Genomic DNA, 22,442 nt, shown 5'->3' with positions numbered 1-22,442 from the left:
CTTTTCGCTGCGCAATTATTTCAAATGAATGGTCATATTCGGGCCGCTGGCATCGGCAATATCGCTCTCAAACCAACGCGCCGTAACGGTTTTGGTTTCGCTGTAGAAACGCACGGCTTGCTTACCATAAGCATGCAGATCGCCCATGAACGAGCCTTTCCAACCAGTAAATGAGAAAAACGGCAATGGTACCGGAATTGGAATATTGATACCCACTTGACCAACTTCAACTTCGTGCTGATATTTACGCGCCGCGGCACCGCTGGCGGTAAAGATCGAGGTGCCGTTACCGTACGGGTTAGCATTGACTAATTGTAAGGCGTCTTCCAGCGTGTCGACTTCAGTGGCACACAACACTGGGCCGAAGATCTCGTTTTTGTAAATTTCCATGTCTGTGGTCACGCCGCTGAACATGGTTGGACCCACCCAGTTACCGTTCGGGTAGCCATCTACCGTGCAGTTACGGCCATCGACCAATAAGTTGGCACCTTCATTGACACCTTGGGTGATGAAATTTTCAATACGTTGCTTGGCCTGTGGGCTGATCACCGGACCATAAGCTGCATTCTTGTCATTCCATACGCCTGGCTTCACTTTAGCTAAGGCCTCAGCAATTTCTGGGATCCACTCTTTTGATTTACCCACAAATACCGCCACTGAAATAGCCATACAGCGCTGACCAGCCGCACCTACAGAAGCTCCGACCATGTTGCTGATCACTTGGCTCTTATTAGCATCTGGCATGATCACGCAATGGTTCTTAGCGCCAGCAAAGGCTTGTACACGCTTCATATTCTCGGTACCACGGCGGTAGATATATTGACCCACAGCCACTGAACCAACGAACGAGATAGCTTTGATATCTGGGTTATCCAGAATGAAATCTACTTGGTCTTTGCCACCATGAATCACCTGTACCACGCCTTTTGGCGCGCCGGCTTGTTCGAATAACTCCACTAACCGTGTTGGGGTCAATGGGTCTTGTTCAGATGGCTTCAAAATAAAGGTGTTACCGCAGGCAATAGCAAGTGGGAACATCCATAATGGAATCATGGCTGGGAAGTTAAACGGGGTGATACCGGCACACACACCCAGTGGCTGAATGTAGCTATAGCTATCAATACCACGGGCGACGTTTTCAACGGTTTCGCCCATTAACAACGAAGGTACGTTAGCGGCGTGTTCAACCACTTCAATACCGCGCCACACATCACCTTTCGCATCGTCAAAGGTTTTACCGGTTTCACTGGCTAAAATTTCAGCAATTTCGTCATGATGCTCTTTCAACAAGGCTTGATAGCGCATCATCACCCGCGCCCGCTCGGGCACAGCCACTTCTTTCCAGGTTAAAAAGGCTTGCTTGGCGCTTTCAACCGCAGCCAGCATTTCTTCCTGAGTAGCCACTGGGGCTTGAGCTATCACTTCGTTGGTGGCCGGATTGGTCACGTCAATCCAACGATCAGTTTTCGATTGCACCCACTCGCCGCCAATAAATAATGGAACCTTCTTCATAACCACCTCTTCGTGTTCGTTCATTCGGTTGATGGCTGACAGCATTTGCCGCCATGCCTAGACAATTAGCCACATTAGAGCATGTATTGAGTCGCTTTAACATTGACGATTTTGCCCCTATAATGGACAAAATTGCGCTACCAACAGGTATCCAAACCCAGCATGAGCCAACCATCTAATTGGCCACTACCAGCGGGCAGTTCACGCATTGTGCTGCCGTTGGCGTTGCTACAGCAACTCGCTGAGCACCCGCTCAGTCGTCATTTATATCCGTTGTCCTATGGTCACTACAGCAATGCTGCTGGGCATTCGGTGCAACGCCACGAACACACCGATAGTTTGCTGATCTTTTGTCACCAAGGCCATGGCGATTACCGCACCGCCCATGCCAAAGGCCGTATTCAGGCCGGTCAACTACTGTTATTACCGGCTGGCACCAGTCACCACTATCAAGCCAGTAACGAGCACCCCTGGAGTATTTATTGGGTGCATTTTGCCGGCGCCGCGGTCGCAGCAATTATGCCGTTATTGGGCTTAAGCAACGCCCAACCAGTGCTCAATTTAACTGGCCGCAAACAACTGCTGCCGTTAGTGACTGATTTGCTTAATCTGCAACATCAGCCGGACCATTTAACCAACGCACTGCTCGCCGCCAGTATGCTGCAACGATTGCTGTTAGAGCTGCCGCGCTTGACCATTCAAGACACTGCCAAAGACTTTGACTTTGCCCGCTTAGAACGCTTCATTCACGACAATAGCCACCGTGACTTGAGCCTGCCTGAACTGGCAGCCGTAGCCGGCTTATCGCCCTATCATTTCAGTAAACGCTTTAAAGCCAGTTGTGGCACCAGCCCTATGCGTTACGTGAATCAATTTAAAGTACGCCAAGCCTGTCAATTACTGGATAATAGTACCGACAGTATTCGTCAGATTGCGCTCAGTTTAGGCTTTGACGACCCTTATTACTTTTCCCGACTGTTCAAGAAAACCATGGGCATGTCACCGCAACATTACCGCGCCAGCCAACAATCGTTGCTGGCTAATCGCTAGGATAAAGCCATGGCATTGCTTTGGTTCGTTACCGCACTTTGGGCCGCTAGCTTCTCGTTAATTGGCGAGTTTCTTGCTGGCCGTGTCGACGGTTATATTGCGGTATTTATCCGCATGATCTTAGCCTTGGCGGTACTCGCACCCTTTTTACGCCTCAGCCAATTTAGTTGGCGGCAACAACTGCAACTGGCCGCTATTGGCGCACTGCAAATTGGCGTAATGTACTTGTTCTTGTACCACGCCTTTCTGTATCTGAGCGTGGCCGAAGTGTTGCTATTTACTATCTTTACCCCACTCTACGTCACCCTGGTGGACGAGCTTTTGAGCGGTCGCCGCCATCTGCCTGGGCGCTGGTGGTTTGCCGCAGCACTGGCGGTGGTTGGCGCGGCGGTGATCCGCTACGATCACCTTAGTGAACAATTTTGGTTTGGCCTGTTACTGATTCAAGCCGCCAACCTGTGCTTTGCCGCCGGGCAAGTGCTGTATAAACGCTTGCCATTAGGTAACGAACGCCAGCAACTGCAAATCTTTGCCCTATTCTTTGCCGGCGCCAGTGTGGTTAGCGCCTTGGCAATGGTCGCGTTTGCTGATTTTAATAAGCTGCCGAGCAGTAACCTGCAATGGTTTATTTTAGTTTGGCTTGGTGTCGGCGCGTCGGGGCTGGGCTATTTACTTTGGAACCTCGCCAGTAAACGCGTCAATACCGCACAATTAGCCATTATGAACAACATGCTGATACCGGCTGGCTTGCTGGTCAATTTCAGTTTTTGGGGTCAGCAGGTTGACTGGTGGCGGTTGGCGATTGGCAGCGCGATATTGCTGCTATCAATCGCCATTGCCAGTCGTCGTTAAAGCAGTTCTACTGCTAGCGCTACGGCTTCACCGCCGCCGATACACAACGACGTGATACCGCGCTTTTTGCCTTGTTGCTGCAACGCATACAACAAGGTCACTAGCAACCGCGCGCCGCTAGCACCAATTGGGTGACCCAGCGCACAGGCGCCACCATGCACGTTGACCTTACTGTGCTCTAACTGCAGCTGTTGCATGGCTAACATGGTGACCATGGCAAAGGCTTCGTTGATTTCCCACAGATCCACCTGATCGATGCTCCAATCCAGCTGGGCTAACAACTTGTTCATGGCCCCAATTGGCGCCACGGTAAATTCTGCCGGCGCTTGTGAATGGGTGGCATGGCCAACAATGCGCGCCAATGGAGTTAAGCCCTGCGCCAGCGCATCGCTCTCACGCATTAAGACCAGCGCCGCGGCGCCATCAGAAATAGAGCTTGAGTTGGCGGCGGTGATGGTGCCGTCTTTGGCAAACGCTGGGCGCAAGCCGGGGATTTTTTCCGGCATCGCTTTGCCCGGTTGTTCATCCTCACGAACGACCACTTCACCCTTGCGGGTGCTGATGGTAAGCGGGGTAATTTCGGCCTCGAATTTGCCCGCAGCGATAGCTGCTTTAGCTCGGCTCAATGACGCCAGTGCAAAATCATCCATGGCTTCGCGGCCCAGCCCATACTCATCGGCGGTAGCCTGCGCGTAACAGCCCATGGCTTTACCTTCATAGGCGTCTTCCAGACCGTCGAGCATCATGTGGTCCAGCACTTGGCCATGCCCCATGCGCATGCCCGTGCGGCTTTGTGGTAACAGATAAGGCGCATTGGACATACTTTCCATACCACCAGCGACCACCACCTTGGCACTGCCAGAACGCAACAAATCAAAGCCTAACATCACCGCCTTGAGGCCCGAGCCACAGACCTTGTTAATGGTGGTGGCGCCGGCGCTGCGCGGCAGCCCAGCATGCAAGGTTGCCTGGCGGGCCGGCGCTTGACCTAAACCGGCCGGTAATACATTGCCCATAATCACTTCAGAAACTGCACTACCATCAATTCCGCTCTGCGCTAGCGCCGCTTGAATGGCCGCAGCACCTAACTGAGGTGCCGATAAAGGCGCTAAACTGCCCTGAAAACCACCCATTGGGGTGCGTTTAGCGGCAACAATCACCACTGCATCAAATGAACTCACAAAACCTCCAAAAATAGTTCAACCTGTGGGGCTAGCGTTCTAACCTTTACGTTAACGTCAACTTGCATTAAGCTTAACGCCCTCACAAGTCACAATGCAAGCACAAATGAACAAGCAAACAACCTACAGCATCGGCGATCTGGCGCGGGAATTTGACATTACCACCCGCAGCATTCGCTTCTATGAAGACCAAGGCCTGCTAGCACCCGCGCGGCAGGGACAAACACGGCTCTACACCAATAAAGATCGAGTGCGGCTGAAACTCATCTTGCGTGGTAAGCGGTTGGGCTTTTCTTTAGCTGAAACGAAACGGTTGTTTGATCTTTACGACCTCGAAAATAGTAGTGCTCGTCAGCTTTACACGGTCTTGGAGTTGATTGCCGATAAACGCTTATCGTTACAACAACAACTTGAAGATATTAAGGTTTTATTGGTTGAACTGGGTAATCTCGAAGAACGCTGTCGCGACGAATTGGCAGAGATCGAGGCCAGCAAAAACCGCAGCAGCGCAGCAAGCAGTCAATCACCATCTAGTGTGCAGGAGTAGTTATGATTCAGCAGTTCAGTTCGCTCAACTTTGGCCTGGGTGAAACCGCAGAAATGATCCGTGACAGTGTCAACGCCTTCGCGCGTGAAGAAATTGCCCCACGCGCAGCCGAGATTGATCACAACAATGAATTTCCGGCCGACTTATGGCGCAAAATGGGCGAATTAGGCCTGCTGGGTATGACCGTGCCAGAACAATACGGTGGCTCTGGTTTAGGTTATCTTGAACACGTTGTGGCGATGGAAGAAATCAGCCGCGCCTCAGCCAGTGTGGGCTTGAGTTATGGTGCGCACTCCAACCTTTGTGTTAACCAAATTGCTCGCAATGGCAACGAACAGCAAAAACAAAAATACCTGCCGAAATTATGCTCTGGCGAACACGTTGGCGCATTAGCCATGAGCGAGCCCAATGCCGGTTCCGACGTGGTCAGTATGAAGCTGAGAGCGGAAAAGAAAGGCGACGTATACGTATTAAACGGCAATAAAATGTGGATCACCAATGGTCCGGATGCTGACGTACTGGTGGTTTATGCCAAAACCAGTCCAGCGAAAAATTCGCGTGGCATTACTGCATTTATTATTGAGAAAGATTTTGCTGGTTTTAGCACCGCGCAGAAGCTCGATAAACTCGGCATGCGTGGCTCGAATACCTGTGAACTGGTGTTCCGTGACTGTGAAGTACCGGCTGCAAACATCTTGGGTGAACTCGATAACGGCGTAGAAGTGCTGATGAGCGGTCTCGACTATGAGCGCGCAGTATTGGCTGCAGGCCCATTGGGCATCATGCAAGCCTGTCTCGATGTGTGCGTGCCCTATGCCCATGACCGCAAGCAGTTTGGTAAAGCCATTGGCGAGTTCCAGCTGGTGCAAGGTAAATTAGCCGACATGTACACCCGTACCAATGCCGCTCGCGCTTATGTGTACGCAGTTGCGCAATCCTGTGATCGTGGCGAAACCACGCGCAAAGATGCCGCCGGTGCTATTTTGTATGCCGCGGAATTAGCCACGCAACTTGCACTCGATGCCATTCAGTTACTCGGTGGTAATGGTTATATTAACGAGTACCCTACTGGGCGCTTACTGCGTGATGCTAAATTATACGAAATCGGTGCCGGCACCTCAGAAATACGCCGCATGCTGATTGGTCGTGAACTGTTCAACGAATCCGTCTAAACAGGAGCCTGATCGTGACGCTAATTACCAGCACCATCAATGCCAAGGACCCAACCTTTCAGGCCAATCATGAGGCCATGCAGAAGGTTGTGGATGATCTCTACGCCAAGGTTGCGCAGATCAAACAAGGCGGTGGCGCCAAATATCAAGAGCGCCACTTAGCACGGGGCAAATTATTACCGCGGCAACGCATTGAGAAGCTGCTCGACCCGGGTTCAGCCTTTCTTGAAGTCGGCCAATTTGCCGCCTGGGACTGCTACGACGATTACGTGCCGGCTGCGGGCGTGGTTGCAGGTATCGGCACCGTGGAAGGCGTGCAGTGCATGATTGTCGCCAACGATGCCACGGTCAAAGGCGGTACCTACTACCCACTGACGGTGAAAAAGCATTTGCGCGCGCAAGAAATTGCCGAGCGCTGCCAGCTGCCGTGCATTTATTTGGTCGATTCAGGCGGTGCCAACTTACCGCAACAAGATGAAGTATTCCCTGATCGTGACCATTTTGGTCGGATCTTTTTTAACCAAGCCAACATGTCGGCCAAAGGTATTCCACAAATTGCCGTGGTCATGGGCTTGTGTACTGCAGGTGGTGCCTATGTGCCGGCCATGGCCGATGAAAGCATCATTGTCAAAGAGCAAGGCACTATTTTCTTGGCCGGCCCGCCACTGGTCAAAGCCGCTACCGGTGAAGAAGTATCCGCCGAAGAATTAGGTGGCGCCGACGTGCACACCAAAATCTCGGGCGTGGCTGACCATTACGCGCTCAACGATGATCATGCCCTAGCCCTGGCCCGCCGTGCGGTATCGCGGTTGAACTATCAACCTGCCCTGCCACTCACGCCAACAGCAGTGAAACCACCACGCTACCCCGCCAGTGAGCTGTATGGCATTGTCGGCACCGACTTACGTAAGCCCTACGACGTGCGTGAAGTGATTGCCCGTATTGTTGATGACTCCGACCTGGATGAATTCAAACAAAACTATGGCGCTACTCTGGTAACTGGTTTTGCTCGCATTCACGGCTACCCAGTTGGTATTGTTGCCAACAATGGCATTTTGTTTTCTGAATCGGCACAAAAAGGCGCGCACTTTATTGAGCTGTGCGCCCAACGCAAGATCCCGTTAGTCTTCTTGCAAAACATCACCGGCTTTATGGTGGGCAAAAAATATGAAGCAGAAGGTATTGCTAAGCATGGCGCCAAAATGGTGACCGCCGTAAGTTGTGCGCAAGTGCCGAAATTTACCGTATTGATTGGCGGTAGCTATGGTGCTGGTAACTACGGCATGTGTGGTCGTGCTTACGATCCAACCCTGATGTTTATGTGGCCTAATGCGCGCATTTCTGTGATGGGCGGCGAACAGGCCGCTGGCGTCATGGCGCAAGTCAGTAAAGATAATCTGGCCCGCCAAGGGCAAAGCATGAGCGCCGAGCAAGAACGCGCGCTGAAGCAGCCGATTGTTGATCAGTATGAGCAACAAGGGCACCCCTACTACGCCTCGGCGCGGCTCTGGGATGATGGCATTATCGACCCAGCCCAAACCCGTGCCGTGCTCGGCTTGAGCTTGGCTGCCGCCAACAATGCACCGATTGCTGATACACGCTTTGGCGTGTTCCGCATGTAAGGGGTCAGCCATGTCATATGCTTACATCGACTTACAGATTGACGCCAACGTAGCGCGGTTAACCCTAAATCGGCCAGAACTGCATAATGCCTTTGATGATCGCATGATCGCGGAGCTGCTCGATGCGCTGGCGGTGGTGGCTAACGATAACAGCGTACGTTTGCTGGTATTAGCGAGTAACGGCAAAAACTTCTCAGCTGGAGCAGACTTGAGTTGGATGCGCTCCATGGCAACTAAAAACTTCGCTGAAAATTGCGCCGATGCCGAGCAGTTATCACTGCTGATGCAACGCCTTGATGAGTTACCCCAACCCACAGTGGCACTGGTACGCGGCGCCGCCTTTGGTGGTGCGGTCGGGTTAATCGCGTGCTGCGATATCGCCCTGGCTGACAGTAGCGCCAGCTTTTGCCTCAGTGAAGTCAAAATCGGTTTAATTCCAGCGGTGATCAGCCCCTATGTGATGCGCGCTATGGGTCATCGTCAGGCACGCCGATACATGCTGAGCGCCGAACGCTTTAGTGCAGAAACTGCGCAAGCCTTCGGTTTGATCCACGAGCTCAGCGCTGATCTCGAACAGCGCTTACAGCAGCTACAACAACAGCTGCTCAGTAACAGCCCAGCGGCCGTACGCGCTGCCAAACGCTTGGCCCTGGCCATTGATCAACAACCGCTCAATGCCGCTACGCGCAGCCATACCATTACCGAAATTGCGCAAATCCGCGTGTCTGCGGAAGGCCAAGAAGGTTTAACGGCGTTCCTAGAAAAACGAACGCCTGCTTGGATAAAAGGATAACCCATGTTGCAAAAATTGCTGATCGCCAACCGTGGCGAAATTGCTTGTCGAATTATGCGTACTGCACGGCAAATGGGAATTCGCACCGTGGCGGTTTATTCCGCCGCCGATGCCAACGCGCAGCACGTCAAATTAGCCGATGAGAGTGTCTATATTGGCCCGGCACCAAGCAGCGAGAGCTATTTGGTGATTGATAAAATTATTGCCGCGGCACAAGCCACCGGCGCCGATGCCATTCACCCCGGCTACGGCTTTTTATCCGAAAATGAACGCTTTGCTGAAGCCTGTGCCAAGCATGGTCTGATTTTTGTTGGGCCACCTATTCCCGCCATTGCCGCCATGGGCTCAAAAAGCGCCGCCAAAGCCATTATGAGTGACGCCGAGGTACCGTTAGTTCCTGGCTATCATGGCGATGACCAAGACCTCGACACCCTGCGTGCTGAGGCTGAAAAAATCGGCTTCCCAGTGTTGCTCAAAGCGGCATACGGCGGTGGCGGTAAAGGTATGCGGGTAGTCAACCACAGCGGCGAATTTACTGAGGCGCTTCAATCAGCGAAGCGCGAAGCTCAAGCCGCCTTTAGCAACGATAAAATGCTGCTGGAGAAATATCTCGGCAACCCGCGCCATGTCGAAATCCAAGTCTTCTGTGACCAACATGGCAATGCCGTCTATTTGTCCGAACGTGATTGCTCGGTGCAACGTCGCCATCAAAAAGTCATCGAAGAAGCGCCAGCGCCATCTATCAGCGAGTTCACCCGCAAAGCTATGGGTGAGGCAGCAGTGCGTGCTGCCCAAGCGATCAACTATGAAGGTGCCGGTACGGTTGAGTTTCTGCTCGATACCAACAGTAAATTTTACTTCATGGAAATGAATACCCGCTTACAAGTAGAGCACCCGGTCACTGAATTGATTACTGGGCAAGATTTAGTGCAGTGGCAGTTATTAGTCGCCAGTGGTGAACCCCTGCCGTTGGCTCAAGAACAGATTCAGCTCAATGGCCACGCTTTTGAAGCGCGCATTTATGCCGAAGATCCAGCGCATGAGTTTCTGCCCAGCACCGGCCCACTAACCGTATTGCGAACGCCGGAATTGTCGGCTCATGTGCGCATTGATAGCGGCGTTATTGAGGGCGATGAAGTCAGTGCCTATTACGACCCCATGATCGCTAAATTAATTGTTTGGGGCAGCAATCGTACCGGGGCCCTACGCCGCTTAGTTACCGCGCTTAATGATTTCCGTGTTGCAGGTGTGCGAACCAACGTTGATTTTCTTCGCAGCATTGCCAACCATCCGCAATTTCAGCGGGCCGAACTGAGTACCCGCTTTATTGAACGCCATGAGCAGGATCTGTTCGCTGACACCAGCGCCCTCGAAGACGATTACGCCACCATGGCCGCCTTAGCTGAATTAGTCCAGAGTCAGCAGAGTCAGCAAGCGTGGTTTGCTAACCCTGGGCTGCAGCTTAATCAACCGGCGCAATTTACCCTGACCCTACAACACGATGGGCAGCCTTACAGCGTGACTTTAACGGCCCATGGTGATGGTTGGCAGCGCTTACCCGATCAACGCGTGTGGCGCGCTAGCTGGCAACATGATCGCTTCCGCATCCACTGCAATGAGCGCAGCTTTTTTGCTCACGTGCTGGCTGCTGCGGGCGATATCACGGTGATGACTGAAGTGGCTAGTATTCGTCTACAACGCTACGATGTGTTGCTGGAGCTACAACATGAGCAAGCCACTGGTGGTATGGTCGCACCGATGAATGGCACTGTGGTTGCGGTGCTGGTTGCTAACGGTGATGAGGTCGCTGAAGGTCAACCGCTGTTGGTGATGGAAGCGATGAAAATGGAATACACCATTCGCGCCAGTCATGCCGGCACGGTAGAGCAAATCTTCTATGAAAGCGGCGAGTTAGTCAGCGACGGTGCTGAATTAGTCCGGCTCAGTGCAAGCGCGTAAGGAACAGTCACCATGGCATTACCCGCACAGGTTAAAATTGTCGAAGTTGGCCCGCGTGACGGTCTGCAAAATGAAGTTGCAGTGCCTACTGCGGCCAAAATCGCTCTAGTCGAAGCCCTCGCTGCGGCCGGCTTAAGCTATATCGAAACCGGTGCCTTTGTGAGTCCCAAATGGGTACCGCAAATGGCCGATAGTGATGCCGTATTTGCCGGTATAAACCGTCAGTCTGGCGTTACCTATGCGGCTTTAGCGCCGAATTTGAAAGGTTTTGACGCCGCTGTAGCCGCTGGTGCTGATGAAGTAGCGATCTTTGCCGCGGCGTCTGAAGCATTTAGTCAAAAAAACATTAATTGCAGTATTGCCGAGAGCTTTGCGCGCTTTGCGCCGGTGATCGAGGCCGCGCGTGCGCGCAACATGCGTATTCGCGGTTATGTCAGCTGCGTCTTAGGCTGTCCCTATCAAGGTGATGTGGCGATCAGCCAAGTGGCTGAAGTTGCCGCACACCTTGCCGCTATGGGCTGTTATGAGATATCCCTCGGCGACACTATTGGCGTAGGTACGCCGTTGCAAGCGCAACGTATGCTGGCGGCGGTCGCCGAGCAAGTCCCCATGCAGCAACTGGCGCTGCATTTTCATAATACCTATGGCCAAGCATTAGCCAACATAGCCGCCTGCTTACCCATGGGGGTCAGCACCATTGATAGCGCCGTAGCTGGCCTAGGTGGTTGCCCGTATGCCAAAGGCGCAAGCGGTAACGTGGCCACAGAAGATGTACTGTACCTGTTGCACGGTATGGGTATCGCGACTGGGGTCGATTTAAGCGCCGTGGTGAACGCCGGTGCCGCAATTTGTAACTACCTTGAGCACGGCCCACGCTCAAATGTGGCCCTTGCTGAATTAGCCAAACGGAATCCATAACAATGACCATGAGACCACTCTGGCAACCAACCGCAGCACAGATTCTACGCACCCGCATGCATGACTTTATGCGCTTCGTGAATCAGCGTGAACAGAAGCAATTAAATGACTATCATCAGCTACATGCTTGGTCTATTGCCCACAGTGACCGGTTTTGGTTGAGCATTTGGGACTATTTTGCCGTGCTTGGTCAACGCGGTGAGCGCATTGTCGACAACCCCGAGCAACTCCCCGGCGCGCAATGGTTTGCTGATAGTCACCTCAACTTTGCCGAGAATTTACTGCGTTATCGTGATGACCGCTTAGCATTGATCTTTCGCGGCGAAGACGGTAGCCGCCAGCAACTCACCTACGCTGAACTCTATACCGAAGTAGCCGCCTGCGCACAGGCCATGCGCAATCATGGTGTAAGCGCCGGTGACCGCGTCGCCGCCATGTTGCCAAACTGTATCGAAACCATCATTGCTATGCTGGCCGCCAGCAGTCTTGGCGCTATTTGGTCTTCGTGCTCACCCGACTTCGGCGTACAAGGGGTGCTCGATCGCTTTGGACAAATTGAACCCAAACTATTTATCACCGTTGAAGGCTATTTCTACAACGGTAAAGTGCTTGATATCAGCGAAAAAGTGAATGCCATTCAAGCCCAGTTACCGAGCCTAAGTGCCACCGTATTAGTGCGTTTTAGCCGTCGTGACCACAGTGTCCAAAACGCCGTGGAATGGGAGCGCTTTCTTGATCGTAGCTGCAGCTCAGTCGACTTTGCCCAACTGCCATTCAATAGCCCGCTTTATATCATGTTCAGCTCTGGCACCACGGGCGTACCCAAATGTATTGTCCATGGCGCCGGTGGTACGCTGTTGCAGCATCTCAAAGAACACGCACTACACACCGATATCGACCGCGATGATGTGCTGTTCTATTTCACCACCTGCGGTTGGATGATGTGGAACTGGCTGGTGTCCGGACTCGCGCAAGGCGCTACCTTAGTATTATTTGATGGCTCGCCGTTTGCCCCATCAGCAGAAATCCTCTGGGATATTGCCGAACAAGAGCGAATTAGCGTATTCGGTACCAGCGCCAAGTATTTATCCGCGCTTGAAAAAACCGCTGTGAAACCACTTACGAGTCATAATTTAAGCTGTTTACGCAGCATTCTTACCACCGGCTCGGTGCTTGCTCCCGAGAGCTTTGACTTTGTTTATCGTGATATCAAAGCCGATATTTGCTTATCCTCGATCTCGGGCGGTACCGACATTATTTCCTGCTTTGCGCTCGGCAACCCCACCCTGCCGGTGTATCGCGGCCAATTACAATGCCGAGGCCTTGGCCTCAACGTACAAGTGTACAATGATGAGGGGCAGGCAGTTAACGACGAAAAAGGCGAACTGGTCTGTACCAACAGTTTCCCATGTATGCCGCTCGGCTTTTGGAACGATAGTGACGGCAGCCGCTATTTTAACGCCTACTTCGCCCGCTTCGATAATACCTGGGCGCATGGCGATTACGCTGAAATCACCGCCGAACAGGGGGTCATCATTTATGGTCGCTCCGATGCGGTATTGAACCCCGGTGGCGTTCGTATCGGCACCGCTGAAATTTACCGTCAGGTAGAAAAACTCGACGTGGTGCTGGAAAGTATTGCCGTAGGTCAGCAATGGCAGGATGATGAACGGGTAATTTTATTTGTGCGACTGCGCGATGGCGTGAACTTAGACGAGGCTCTGCAACAACAAATTCGCCAGGTTATTCGCAGCAATACCACACCACGCCATGTACCGGCGGTGATTGCACAAGTCAGCGATATTCCGCGTACCATTAGCGGCAAAATTGTCGAGCTGGCGGTACGTCAGGTCATACATGGCGAAGCTGTAAAAAATACCGAAGCGCTGGCTAACCCAGCCGCACTCGAACTATTCCGCAACCGGCCCGAATTGGCACAATAAGGTAGCGGTCTATGATATCTCAGGATCAGGAGAAGCCAATGCAACGTGAAAGTATGGAATTTGATGTCGTTATCGTTGGTGCCGGCCCCGCTGGCCTTGCTAGTGCCTGCCGATTAGCGCAATTGGCCCAGCAGCAACAACAAGAACTTACCATCTGCGTGGTCGAAAAAGGCTCCGAAGTAGGTGCTCATATTCTTTCCGGTGCGGTGTTTGAAACCCGAGCACTCAGCGAACTGTTCCCTGATTGGCAAGAACGTGGCGCACCATTGTCCACAGCAGTCACCGACGACCATATTTACTATTTCAATAGTGCCGAAAAAGCCACCAAATTGCCGAACTTTATGGTGCCGAAAACCTTCCATAACCACGGTAATTATATTACCAGCATGGGCAATTTGTGCCGCTGGTTAGCCGAGCAAGCCGAGGCATTAGGCGTAGAAATTTTCCCCGGCTTCCCAGCCGCTGATGTGATCATCGAAGACGGCCAAGTGCGCGGTATCATTACCGGCGATATGGGCTTAGATCGCGACGGTAAGCCCAAGGATAGTTTTGAACCTGGTATGGAATTACGTGGCAAATACACCATTTTTGCTGAAGGCTGCCGTGGTCACCTTGGCAAGCGCTTGACCGCGGAATTTAACCTCGATGAAGGCCGTTCGCCGCAACACTACGCCATTGGTTTCAAAGAAATATGGGACGTACCCGCCGACCAACATCAACCCGGACTCGTGGTTCACAGCACCGGCTGGCCACTCAGTGATGCCACTGGTGGTGGTTACCTCTATCACGCCGAGAATGGCCAAGTGTACGTTGGTTTGATTATTGACCTGAATTACAGCAACCCGCATTTGAACCCGTTTGCCGAGTTTCAACGCTATAAAACTCACCCAACGATTGCCGCAGTGCTCAAGGGTGGTAAACGTGTTACTTACGGTGCCCGTGCGATTGCCAAGGGTGGCCTCAATTCACTGGCGAAAATGAGCATGCCGGGTGCGCTGCTGGTGGGCTGTAACGCCGGTACCCTGAACTTTGCCAAAATTAAAGGCAACCACACTGCCATGAAATCAGGCATGTTGGCTGCCGAAGCCATCGTCGCAGCTTTAGGTGCGGAGCAAACTCCTGCTGAGACCGATTTTGAGCAACGCTTCCGTGCTTCGTGGTTGTATGATGAATTATATCGTTCACGTAACTTTGGCCCGGTTATTCATAAGTTGGGCACGTGGTTAGGTGGCGCTTATAATACCTTAGATCAAAACTTCTTTGCCGGTAAATTACCGTTTAACTTTAAAGATGAAACCCCTGATCATGCTTCTTTAGGTTTGGCAAAAGATAATAAAAAAATAGATTATCCAAAACCTGATAATAAATTGACCTTTGATCGGTTATCGTCGGTTTATTTATCCAATACCAATCATGAAGAAGAGCAGCCATGCCATTTGCAATTAGTCGATTCCAGCATTCCATTACGGGTTAATTTGCCTGAATATGCAGAGCCAGCGCAGCGTTACTGCCCCGCAGGGGTCTATGAAATAGTTGACGTTGATGGTCAACAAAATTTCAAAATAAATGCCCAAAATTGTATTCATTGCAAAACCTGCGATATTAAAGATCCGTCACAGAATATAAATTGGGTTACTCCAGAAGGCACTGGTGGTCCCAATTATCCAAATATGTAAAGTTATTTTCATTCTGATTAATTAACTGTAAGATATCGCCGACGAAAAAATAAGATTGTCGTCGGCGAAGCTTTTCTATTTAATACCCACATTAATTAACTAAACTGGAAATAATCACATGAGCGAATTTTTAGATATTCTCACTCACGGACGACGTTTGAAAGCTGCGACAAAGGATTTAACCGTTTCTCAATTGCACGATGTTGCCGAGAAATTAGCCAAAGTCATCACCGACCGCGAACATGAAGAAGCTGCCGAATTACAAGCACAAGCAGCAAAACTCGCAAAAATTGAAGAACTCCGCCGCGCTATGGCCGCTGCGGACATTAGCGAAGCTGATTTACTTGGTGGCACTGTTGCCGCACCTGCTAAAGTAAAAGCCAAGCGTGCCCCAAAGCCAGCTAAATACGCTATCGTTGATGCCAACGGCCAACGTATTACTTGGACCGGACAAGGCCGCATGCCAAAAGTATTGGCACAAGCACTTGCTAACGGCAAAGACTTGAACGACTTCGCAATTTAAGTTCATTTCTACTTGATTTAATATTTAAAAAAGACCGAGTCACTCCTCGATTCGGTTTTTTTATTTCATTTTTCACTGAGTGGTGGTGACTCAATTCCGATAAAAAGGCATTCGGATCGCTATCCACGTTAAATAATCGTTGTTATTTATGAATAGAGGTGTATAAAAAGTAGAAAGGACCAACCCATAAACGCCAAGGATTGTCATGACTATCAAACACGGATGTTCTGTTTTAGTAGGTCTCTTTCTGTTATGTGCCCCATTGGCCTTGTTGGCGCAGACTACGTCTAACTGCGACGAACCGATGATGATGGCCTCAAGCGCCGTGCTCACTAGCTCTGCAGCTTGTGAGCCGGTCAGCCAACCCGGCTCTATCAATTCAATATCAGTGTCCCCTTCAATTAGTCATGATGGTCATTATACCGTCTCGTGGTCGGCCGCATCAGGTATGGTTACCAGCGGATTCGATACATGGGGCTATGAGTTACACGAATTTAATAGTGGGGTGTTGACCCAAACGTTGCTCATTAGCCCAACGGCAACGACTTACGCTGTTTCAGGTCAATCAAATGGCTCCTATCAGTACCAAGTCAGGGGCTGTAATCTGCAAGGTGGTGAGCCATACTGCGGTCCACACAGCAGCATCAGCAATACCGTTGTCGTTGATACGGGGGTCATGCCACCTAGTTCGATTTTAGCTCCGACCGCTATCAATTCTGATGGCGCTTACACCATCTCTTGGGGAAGTTCATCCACCTCGGCAGTGACCTACGAACTGGAAGAGCGCTTCAAGCCTTATGGCTCTCCTGTTGTTCATAGTTGGACACAGATTTACGCTGGCACCGCATTATCAAAGTCGGTTTCAGGGCGCACAGACGGTGAGTGGGAGTATCAGGTGCGGGCCTGTAATAGCGCCAGTTGCAGTGCGTACCTAACAGCTAACGCAGTGACTGTGTGGCATCCGATACCCACGGCTCCGTCTGAGGTCACGGCACCGGTGGAGACATCACAGTCGACTTATCTGGTCAGCTGGACGGCAAGTACGTCCTCATATGCTGACAGTTACCAGATATCCAATCGTCATGAATCCGGCACATGGTCAGTCTGGGCAAATGCGAGTGGTACCTCAACGAATGTAACGGTGGACCAGAGCGGGAACTGGACGCATCGAGTTGTTGCATGCAATACGCTACCTGACGGTTCAAAAAAATGCAGCGATACACCACGGGTTTCAAATAGCGTACATGCGCAGTTGCCCGCCCCTTGGGCGCAAACGGGAGGCAATGTCGCTGATGACTTCGGTGGAGCGCTCAGCGGGCTTTCCCATGATCCTGAGGTGGGTGCGGTGCAGGGCGAACCCGGTGTTTCAGGTGGTGCGGCAACGTATCAGATCCCGATAGCAGTGCCACCAGGACGCAGTAGCATGACGCCGTCAGTGGCGCTCAACTATTCATCTCGCAGTGGTAATGGTATCGCCGGTGTCGGTTGGAGCTTGTCCGCCACCTCATCGATTCATCGCTGTTCAGCCACACCCGCACAAGATGGCTATCGCCTTGCCGCCACTTTGAGCGTCAGTGACAAGCTTTGTCTTGATGGACAACGGCTCATGCTAGTCAGTGGTACTTATGGGCAGTCGGGTGCGGTATATCGCACTGAGCAGGATAGCTTTGCACAAGTCGTTCAGCTGGGTGCCATAAATAGTTCGTCATCGTTTACGGTTCACTACGCGAATAACACGAGAGGCTATTTCGGAACCACGACGGATTCTCGTCAGGTACCCTCTGGGAGCAGTATCATTGCAAGCTGGGCAATTGCTGTAGAGCAAGATGCTTCTGGGAATACCATTGAATACCGTTACAGTACACCAGTCGTTGGCGAGCACTTGTTGCATGAAATTTTGTACACCGGCTATAACGCCACGCCAGGGACACGTAAAGTTAGTTTCTTCTATGAGGCCCGCCCCGATGCATCGCGCAGCTGGCGTGGCGGTGGCCTAAGTCAAAACACCCGGCGTCTTAAATCCATTGAAACGTCGGTGAGCGGCTCTCCTGTTCGTGAATATAGATTAGGGTATGACCTAAGCCTCTCGACGGGTCGCTCGCTGCTTACATCGGTGATGGAGTGTGCTGATAATTATTGCCTGCCGGCCACAGAGTTCTTCCCCCATCATGCGGTCATGGCGTGGCAGCCGACTGACTCAAGTCGTTCAGAAAATCGTGCGCTCACTCCCTCGGGCGATACAGCTGGGCTGGATCGCGTCAAACAGCAGGATTTAAATGGCGATGGCATACCTGAAGCGATTTATATGCATGCCCAGTTCGATCAGAATGATCAGTTAACCGGTTTCAATGTTCAGATTTACTATCAGGACCCTTCTAGCGGCGCGTACACGCTCGCCTATGATGGTCTTCATGATGCCACTGATATTGGCAATGGGATTTATCATTACGATAGCGGTGATTTGAATGGTGATGGGATCACCGATTTTTTCATTGTTGATGGCAGTGGCAATGTGTCGCTTTTTCAGTTTGATGAGAATCTTCAGCCGCTACCTCTTATCAGCACCAACTTAACCATGCCCCAGTCCTTCGTCACATCACCTGCGTTCGTTGGCACTAGCTTGCAACTCGTTGATGTGAATGGTGATGGACATCAGGACGTTGTTTACGCCGATACCGATAATGTTCTTTATTATTTCCGTCATGCTGGGGTGGCCTCAAGCACTGCAGAATTTACCGGCCCTTTTGCGCTGCTGACACTTGATACTTATGTGAATAACAACAGCACGAAACGGCAACAACCAAGCTTTATGGACGTTGATGGGGATGGTGTCTTGGATATCGTCCTGACTTGGCAAAACGGACGCAATAGCAAAGTTATTGATGTTGCGTTTGGGCTGGTCACAAGTACTGGCGCCTACCAAATCGGAGCACCATTAAGTGCTTCACAGTTGGGTTTGCCAAGCAATAACTTTTATCACGAACACGCCTTTGCCGATGTCAATGGTGATGGTCTTGCTGACTTTATTCGGCCGGTTAAAGTCGCTGGGGTTTTGCATTGGTCGGTTCGTGAGAATAAAGGTAACCGCATATTTGGTGCAGAAGGCTTGCTGGGCACAGGTATTGGTATTCATGAGCATATCAGCATTGATGATGGCGGCTATTATTATGTTCGGATCCAATCGTTATGGGGTCGTGGTCTTCGCATTGCAGATATTGACAGTGATGGCGCTGCTGAGCTTATTGTCGCAACAGGGAGCAGTGATGATGTGTGCGTTGATTTTATCGGCGCTCCAACATCAAGCGGCAGCACCGAGCCATATAGCCTGACGGTGTGTAATGATGCCATGCATGCTGAGGAGGCCGAGCTCACCAGTCATCCGGGGTATAAAATTGATATTGATTTTGGCCGTTATGATATTCGTCGTTTTAACTGGGATGTTATTGATATTGCCCAGACATCATCTGGATTAGGTGTGAGCCGCATTGTCAGTGACGTGGTTAATGCACCGTTACTGTCATTTGTGGATCGTTACGGCAATCACACCTCCGGTCTGGATATCCGAGATGTTAATAATGATGGGTTCAGTGATTTCACCTATACCGTGATGCGCAGTTATTCGCAAAGTGCAGGTTCTGGGCAGCATATAGCGGTAGCAGGGGTACATTACTCCATGGCCACCGTTGTTGTGAATCATACTGCATCGAGCCCAGCTGCTTATGAGGGCTATTATGAGCAGTTAAATGATGCCACCATCGGTGTTAACGCGGGTAAACTTGTCGACACCAACAGTGACGTTGTAAACGGCTTAGGGCAGACCTACCAATGGCGCTATAGTCCTTTGTCGAGGCCTCATGGGAATCGCGCGGGGGGTGCGTTTTATTCGGTGCCAGGATTTAATCTAAACGATGAGCGCTATGTCACCAATGACACGTATCGTGAGCATTTCTACTTTACCTCATCGATGTATGTGGTAAGTGATACGCTGGAATCAAACGGCGTGGGTGGTCTGAATGAGACCGAATACAACTACCGTGAGGCGGTCTACAATACTACTGGGCGAGGGTTCCAGGGGTTTCGCCAAATTATTGTCGATGACAAAGCGCGCGGCAGCCGAGCAGTCAGCACGTTCCATCAAATTTTCCCTTATGCAGGCCAGCTCGAATCACTTCGGACCTGCTTGGTCAGTGATGGCAACCTGTGTACGCAACCGCTGACTGAGCGCACCTACGCATATGATGTGAAAAATACAGCCACGGCCGCGGTCAAATGGGTCTATCCGTCATCCCAGACTGAACGTCTGTTTGACTTAAATAGTCGCACCACTGAGCTGAATGAGAAAGTCACCACCATCGCTGCGGCTGATGTTGATAATTTCGGTAATGTGAATAAAGTGACTGTTGTGACCGACAACGGCTTCCACGCTGTTGAAACGATTATCGTATCGGTTTTCGACACCGGCTATACCAGTGGCAGCTGGTGGTGGCCGCATAAACGAAGCTCTCAGGCAAAAACCACCCAGACCATCAGTCGCGATACCACAGTTGCCGCGAGCATCCTGTCGGGTACGGATGCAGCGCGCACGACCACAACGACCTACAGCTATAACAGTGATGGCATTACTCATCGCAAGCCAACGCAAATCATCACCTCAGCAAGTGATACGGCCAAGACGCATCAGGTTACTCATGTGTTTAATGACTATGGCTTACTGACCAGCACCACGCAGGTCGGCTCAGGCAGTGGTAGCGACCTGAATCGTGTAACAAGCTTTGGTTACAGCGCGGATGGTTACTTTGTCGCTAGTGTTACTAACGATAAAGGCCATGTCAGCAGCCGCTCAACCTCCACAGAGCACGGCCAGCCAATCAGCGCAACCGATGCCAACGGCACCACGGTTACTTACACCTATGACCCGTTCGGACGTATGACCAGTCAGAGCGTGCCAGGTGGCGCGCCGATTGAAACGGGCCTGATATCCTGTGCTTATAGCTGTGACAGCCCAGCCGCCACCTACTATCGCTTCACGCAGCAGGAAGGCAGTCCGCTACAGAAGGTCTTCTATGACCTACTCAATCGCGAGCGCATGAAAGCGGTGACAGGCTTTGGCGGGCTTACGGTCTATAGCCGGGTTGATTACAACGCCCGTGGCGATAAGACCTTTGAATCGGTGCCATCCCACAGCACCAATAGCACCGAGGGAACGACCTTTATTAGTTATGACGCCTTAGGCCGGGTCACCCGCAAAGAAACCGACCGGGCTGAAGGTGGCTGGCTCGTCACCGACTACATCTACAGCGGGCACACCACGCACATTGAGGCGAATGATGGTATCACGCTGTTTATGAGCCGCACCCATGGTGGGGATGGCAAGCTCATCCGCACCAAAGATGCACTGAACGGCTATACCCGTTATGCCTATGACAGCGCGGGGAACCCCATCACGCTGCAGGACGCTAACGGCTCCCTGATTTACGCCTTCTACAATGGGCTTGGCCATAAGACTGAAGTGCGCGACCCGAACATGGGGACCAAGCTGTTTAGCTATAACACCTTTGGTGAGCTTGAGTTTGAGACCGATGCTAAAAGCGTGGTGACGCAAACCCTCTACGATGGCTTAGGCCGCGTGGTCACGCGCAAAGTAGCCGGCACCGTGCAGGCCTCCTATGCCTATGACAGTCAAACGAACGGTATTGGCTTGCTCTCAAGCGAATCGGCTGTCGGCTATCAGGCGGTTTATTCTTACGATAGCTATAGCCGGATGGTGCAAAAGGTCACGTCCGTTGGCGGCGAAGATTATACCTCCCGCACCGAGTTTGACGCCAACTACGGCCGGGTCAAGGCTGTTGAGCATGCCAGCGGCATCAAGGTGGCCTATGAGTACGACCAGTACGGCAACCTGCTTAAGGTGAAAAACGCCGGCTCCGGGTTTATCTATCAGGAAAACTTGCAGGCCGACGCGCTGCAGAATATCACTCAGTCACAGATGAATCATGGCACGCTGTATGAGAACCGGACGTACGACCAGGTCTCTGGTCAGCTGAAGCGGGTTCGTGCGACAAGCGCCATGGGCAATGAACTGCATGACATCGATTACACCTATGCCAGCTTCGGTAATCTGGCTAGTCAAACGGTTTACAGCAACAATGGGGCTTCAGTCTCGACCGAAAGCTACAACTACGATGACCTGCACCGCTTAACCTACAGCAACTTAAGCTCAGGCCCCAGTATCTCGTACAGCTACGATGCCACCGGTAACCTGACACAGAAGAGCGATTACGCCAGCAGCATGAGTTACGGCTCAGCCGGTAAGACTAATAGTGGTAACGCCGGACCCAACGCGGTGCTGAGCGCGACGCTTGTCGGCGGCGGCACCGCAAGCTTTACCTACGACAACAACGGTAACCTGACCAGCGGTGCGGGCAAGAGCATTACCTACAACGCCATGAATAAGCCGACCCACATCACTGCTGGCAGCACCACAGTGAGCTTCTGGTACGATGCCAACTGGCAGCGCTACAAGAAGGCTATCGGCAGCTCTAAAACGCTGTATTACATTGATGGCTCGGTTGAGGTTGAGTACACAGGCGGGGACATCATCACCCGCACCTACATCGATGATATCGCTATTATCAAGCGCACCGAGCACGCTGGCGTGGCGATGGCCAGCCATGAAATCACCTACACCCTACGC

The 22,442-nt window shown here is 51.7% G+C and carries 14 protein-coding genes; 12 read left to right on the top strand and 2 right to left on the bottom strand.

The window, feature by feature from the left end; all coding sequences use genetic code 11:
• Nucleotides 1-15 precede the first annotated feature (15 nt).
• Complete coding sequence (locus tag EFO84_RS02140) at nt 16-1,512, bottom strand: CoA-acylating methylmalonate-semialdehyde dehydrogenase (RefSeq protein ID WP_127346433.1); 1,497 nt, start codon at nt 1,510-1,512, stop codon at nt 16-18.
• A gap of 162 nt (nt 1,513-1,674) precedes the next feature.
• Here EFO84_RS02140 and EFO84_RS02135 point away from each other — a divergent pair, with 162 nt between their 5' ends.
• Both EFO84_RS02135 and EFO84_RS02130 read left to right on the top strand, forming a co-directional pair.
• The gene (locus EFO84_RS02135) at nt 1,675-2,562 is read left to right on the top strand and encodes an AraC family transcriptional regulator (protein ID WP_127346425.1); all 888 of its coding nucleotides are present in this window, start codon (nt 1,675-1,677) and stop codon (nt 2,560-2,562) included.
• A gap of 9 nt (nt 2,563-2,571) precedes the next feature.
• Nucleotides 2,572-3,414, top strand: coding sequence for an EamA family transporter (locus EFO84_RS02130; protein WP_127346424.1), 843 nt, complete (start codon nt 2,572-2,574; stop codon nt 3,412-3,414).
• On the opposite strand, the gene EFO84_RS02125 is transcribed toward EFO84_RS02130, so the two are convergent.
• Nucleotides 3,411-4,595, bottom strand: a complete 1,185-nt coding sequence (locus tag EFO84_RS02125; RefSeq protein WP_127346423.1) for an acetyl-CoA C-acyltransferase — start codon at nt 4,593-4,595, stop codon at nt 3,411-3,413. The genes EFO84_RS02130 and EFO84_RS02125 overlap by 4 nt on opposite strands.
• 106 nt (nt 4,596-4,701) lie before the next feature.
• On the opposite strand from EFO84_RS02125, the gene EFO84_RS02120 reads away from it, so the two are divergent.
• From EFO84_RS02120 to EFO84_RS02075, 10 genes are all read left to right on the top strand, one after another.
• Nucleotides 4,702-5,142 (top strand): MerR family transcriptional regulator, encoded by a 441-nt coding sequence (locus EFO84_RS02120; RefSeq protein ID WP_127346422.1) that lies wholly within the window; start codon nt 4,702-4,704, stop codon nt 5,140-5,142.
• Nucleotides 5,143-5,144: 2 nt separating this feature from the next.
• On the top strand, nt 5,145-6,314 hold the full coding sequence (locus EFO84_RS02115) for an isovaleryl-CoA dehydrogenase (RefSeq protein WP_127346421.1): 1,170 nt from the start codon (nt 5,145-5,147) through the stop codon (nt 6,312-6,314).
• A 14-nt stretch (nt 6,315-6,328) separates the two neighbouring features.
• Entirely contained in the window at nt 6,329-7,936 is a 1,608-nt protein-coding gene (locus EFO84_RS02110; RefSeq protein WP_127346420.1) for a carboxyl transferase domain-containing protein, read from the top strand.
• Between the two features lie 10 nt (nt 7,937-7,946).
• A complete protein-coding gene (locus tag EFO84_RS02105) occupies nt 7,947-8,729 on the top strand; it encodes an enoyl-CoA hydratase-related protein (RefSeq protein WP_127346419.1) in 783 nt (260 codons plus the stop codon).
• A gap of 3 nt (nt 8,730-8,732) precedes the next feature.
• Complete coding sequence (locus tag EFO84_RS02100; protein WP_127346418.1) at nt 8,733-10,688, top strand: acetyl-CoA carboxylase biotin carboxylase subunit; 1,956 nt, start codon at nt 8,733-8,735, stop codon at nt 10,686-10,688.
• A 12-nt stretch (nt 10,689-10,700) separates the two neighbouring features.
• Entirely contained in the window at nt 10,701-11,606 is a 906-nt protein-coding gene (locus EFO84_RS02095; RefSeq protein WP_127346417.1) for a hydroxymethylglutaryl-CoA lyase, read from the top strand.
• A gap of 2 nt (nt 11,607-11,608) precedes the next feature.
• Nucleotides 11,609-13,549 carry an acetoacetate--CoA ligase gene (locus EFO84_RS02090; RefSeq protein ID WP_127346416.1) on the top strand — a complete coding sequence of 647 codons (1,941 nt, stop codon included), beginning with the start codon at nt 11,609-11,611 and terminating at the stop codon, nt 13,547-13,549.
• Between the two features lie 38 nt (nt 13,550-13,587).
• Nucleotides 13,588-15,225, top strand: a complete 1,638-nt coding sequence (locus EFO84_RS02085; protein WP_127346415.1) for an electron transfer flavoprotein-ubiquinone oxidoreductase — start codon at nt 13,588-13,590, stop codon at nt 15,223-15,225.
• Between the two features lie 118 nt (nt 15,226-15,343).
• Nucleotides 15,344-15,748, top strand: coding sequence for an H-NS family histone-like protein (locus EFO84_RS02080; protein ID WP_127346414.1), 405 nt, complete (start codon nt 15,344-15,346; stop codon nt 15,746-15,748).
• 205 nt (nt 15,749-15,953) lie between these two features.
• On the top strand, nt 15,954-22,442 hold a 6,489-nt coding region (locus EFO84_RS02075; protein WP_127346413.1), incomplete at its 3' end, for a SpvB/TcaC N-terminal domain-containing protein.

Origin of the sequence: Pseudidiomarina mangrovi (genome assembly GCF_003999375.1) — a bacterium.
Taxonomy (GTDB): domain Bacteria; phylum Pseudomonadota; class Gammaproteobacteria; order Enterobacterales; family Alteromonadaceae; genus Pseudidiomarina; species Pseudidiomarina mangrovi.
The sequence above is the reverse complement of the archived record's forward strand: the minus strand, read 5'-3'. Positions and strand labels throughout refer to the sequence as shown.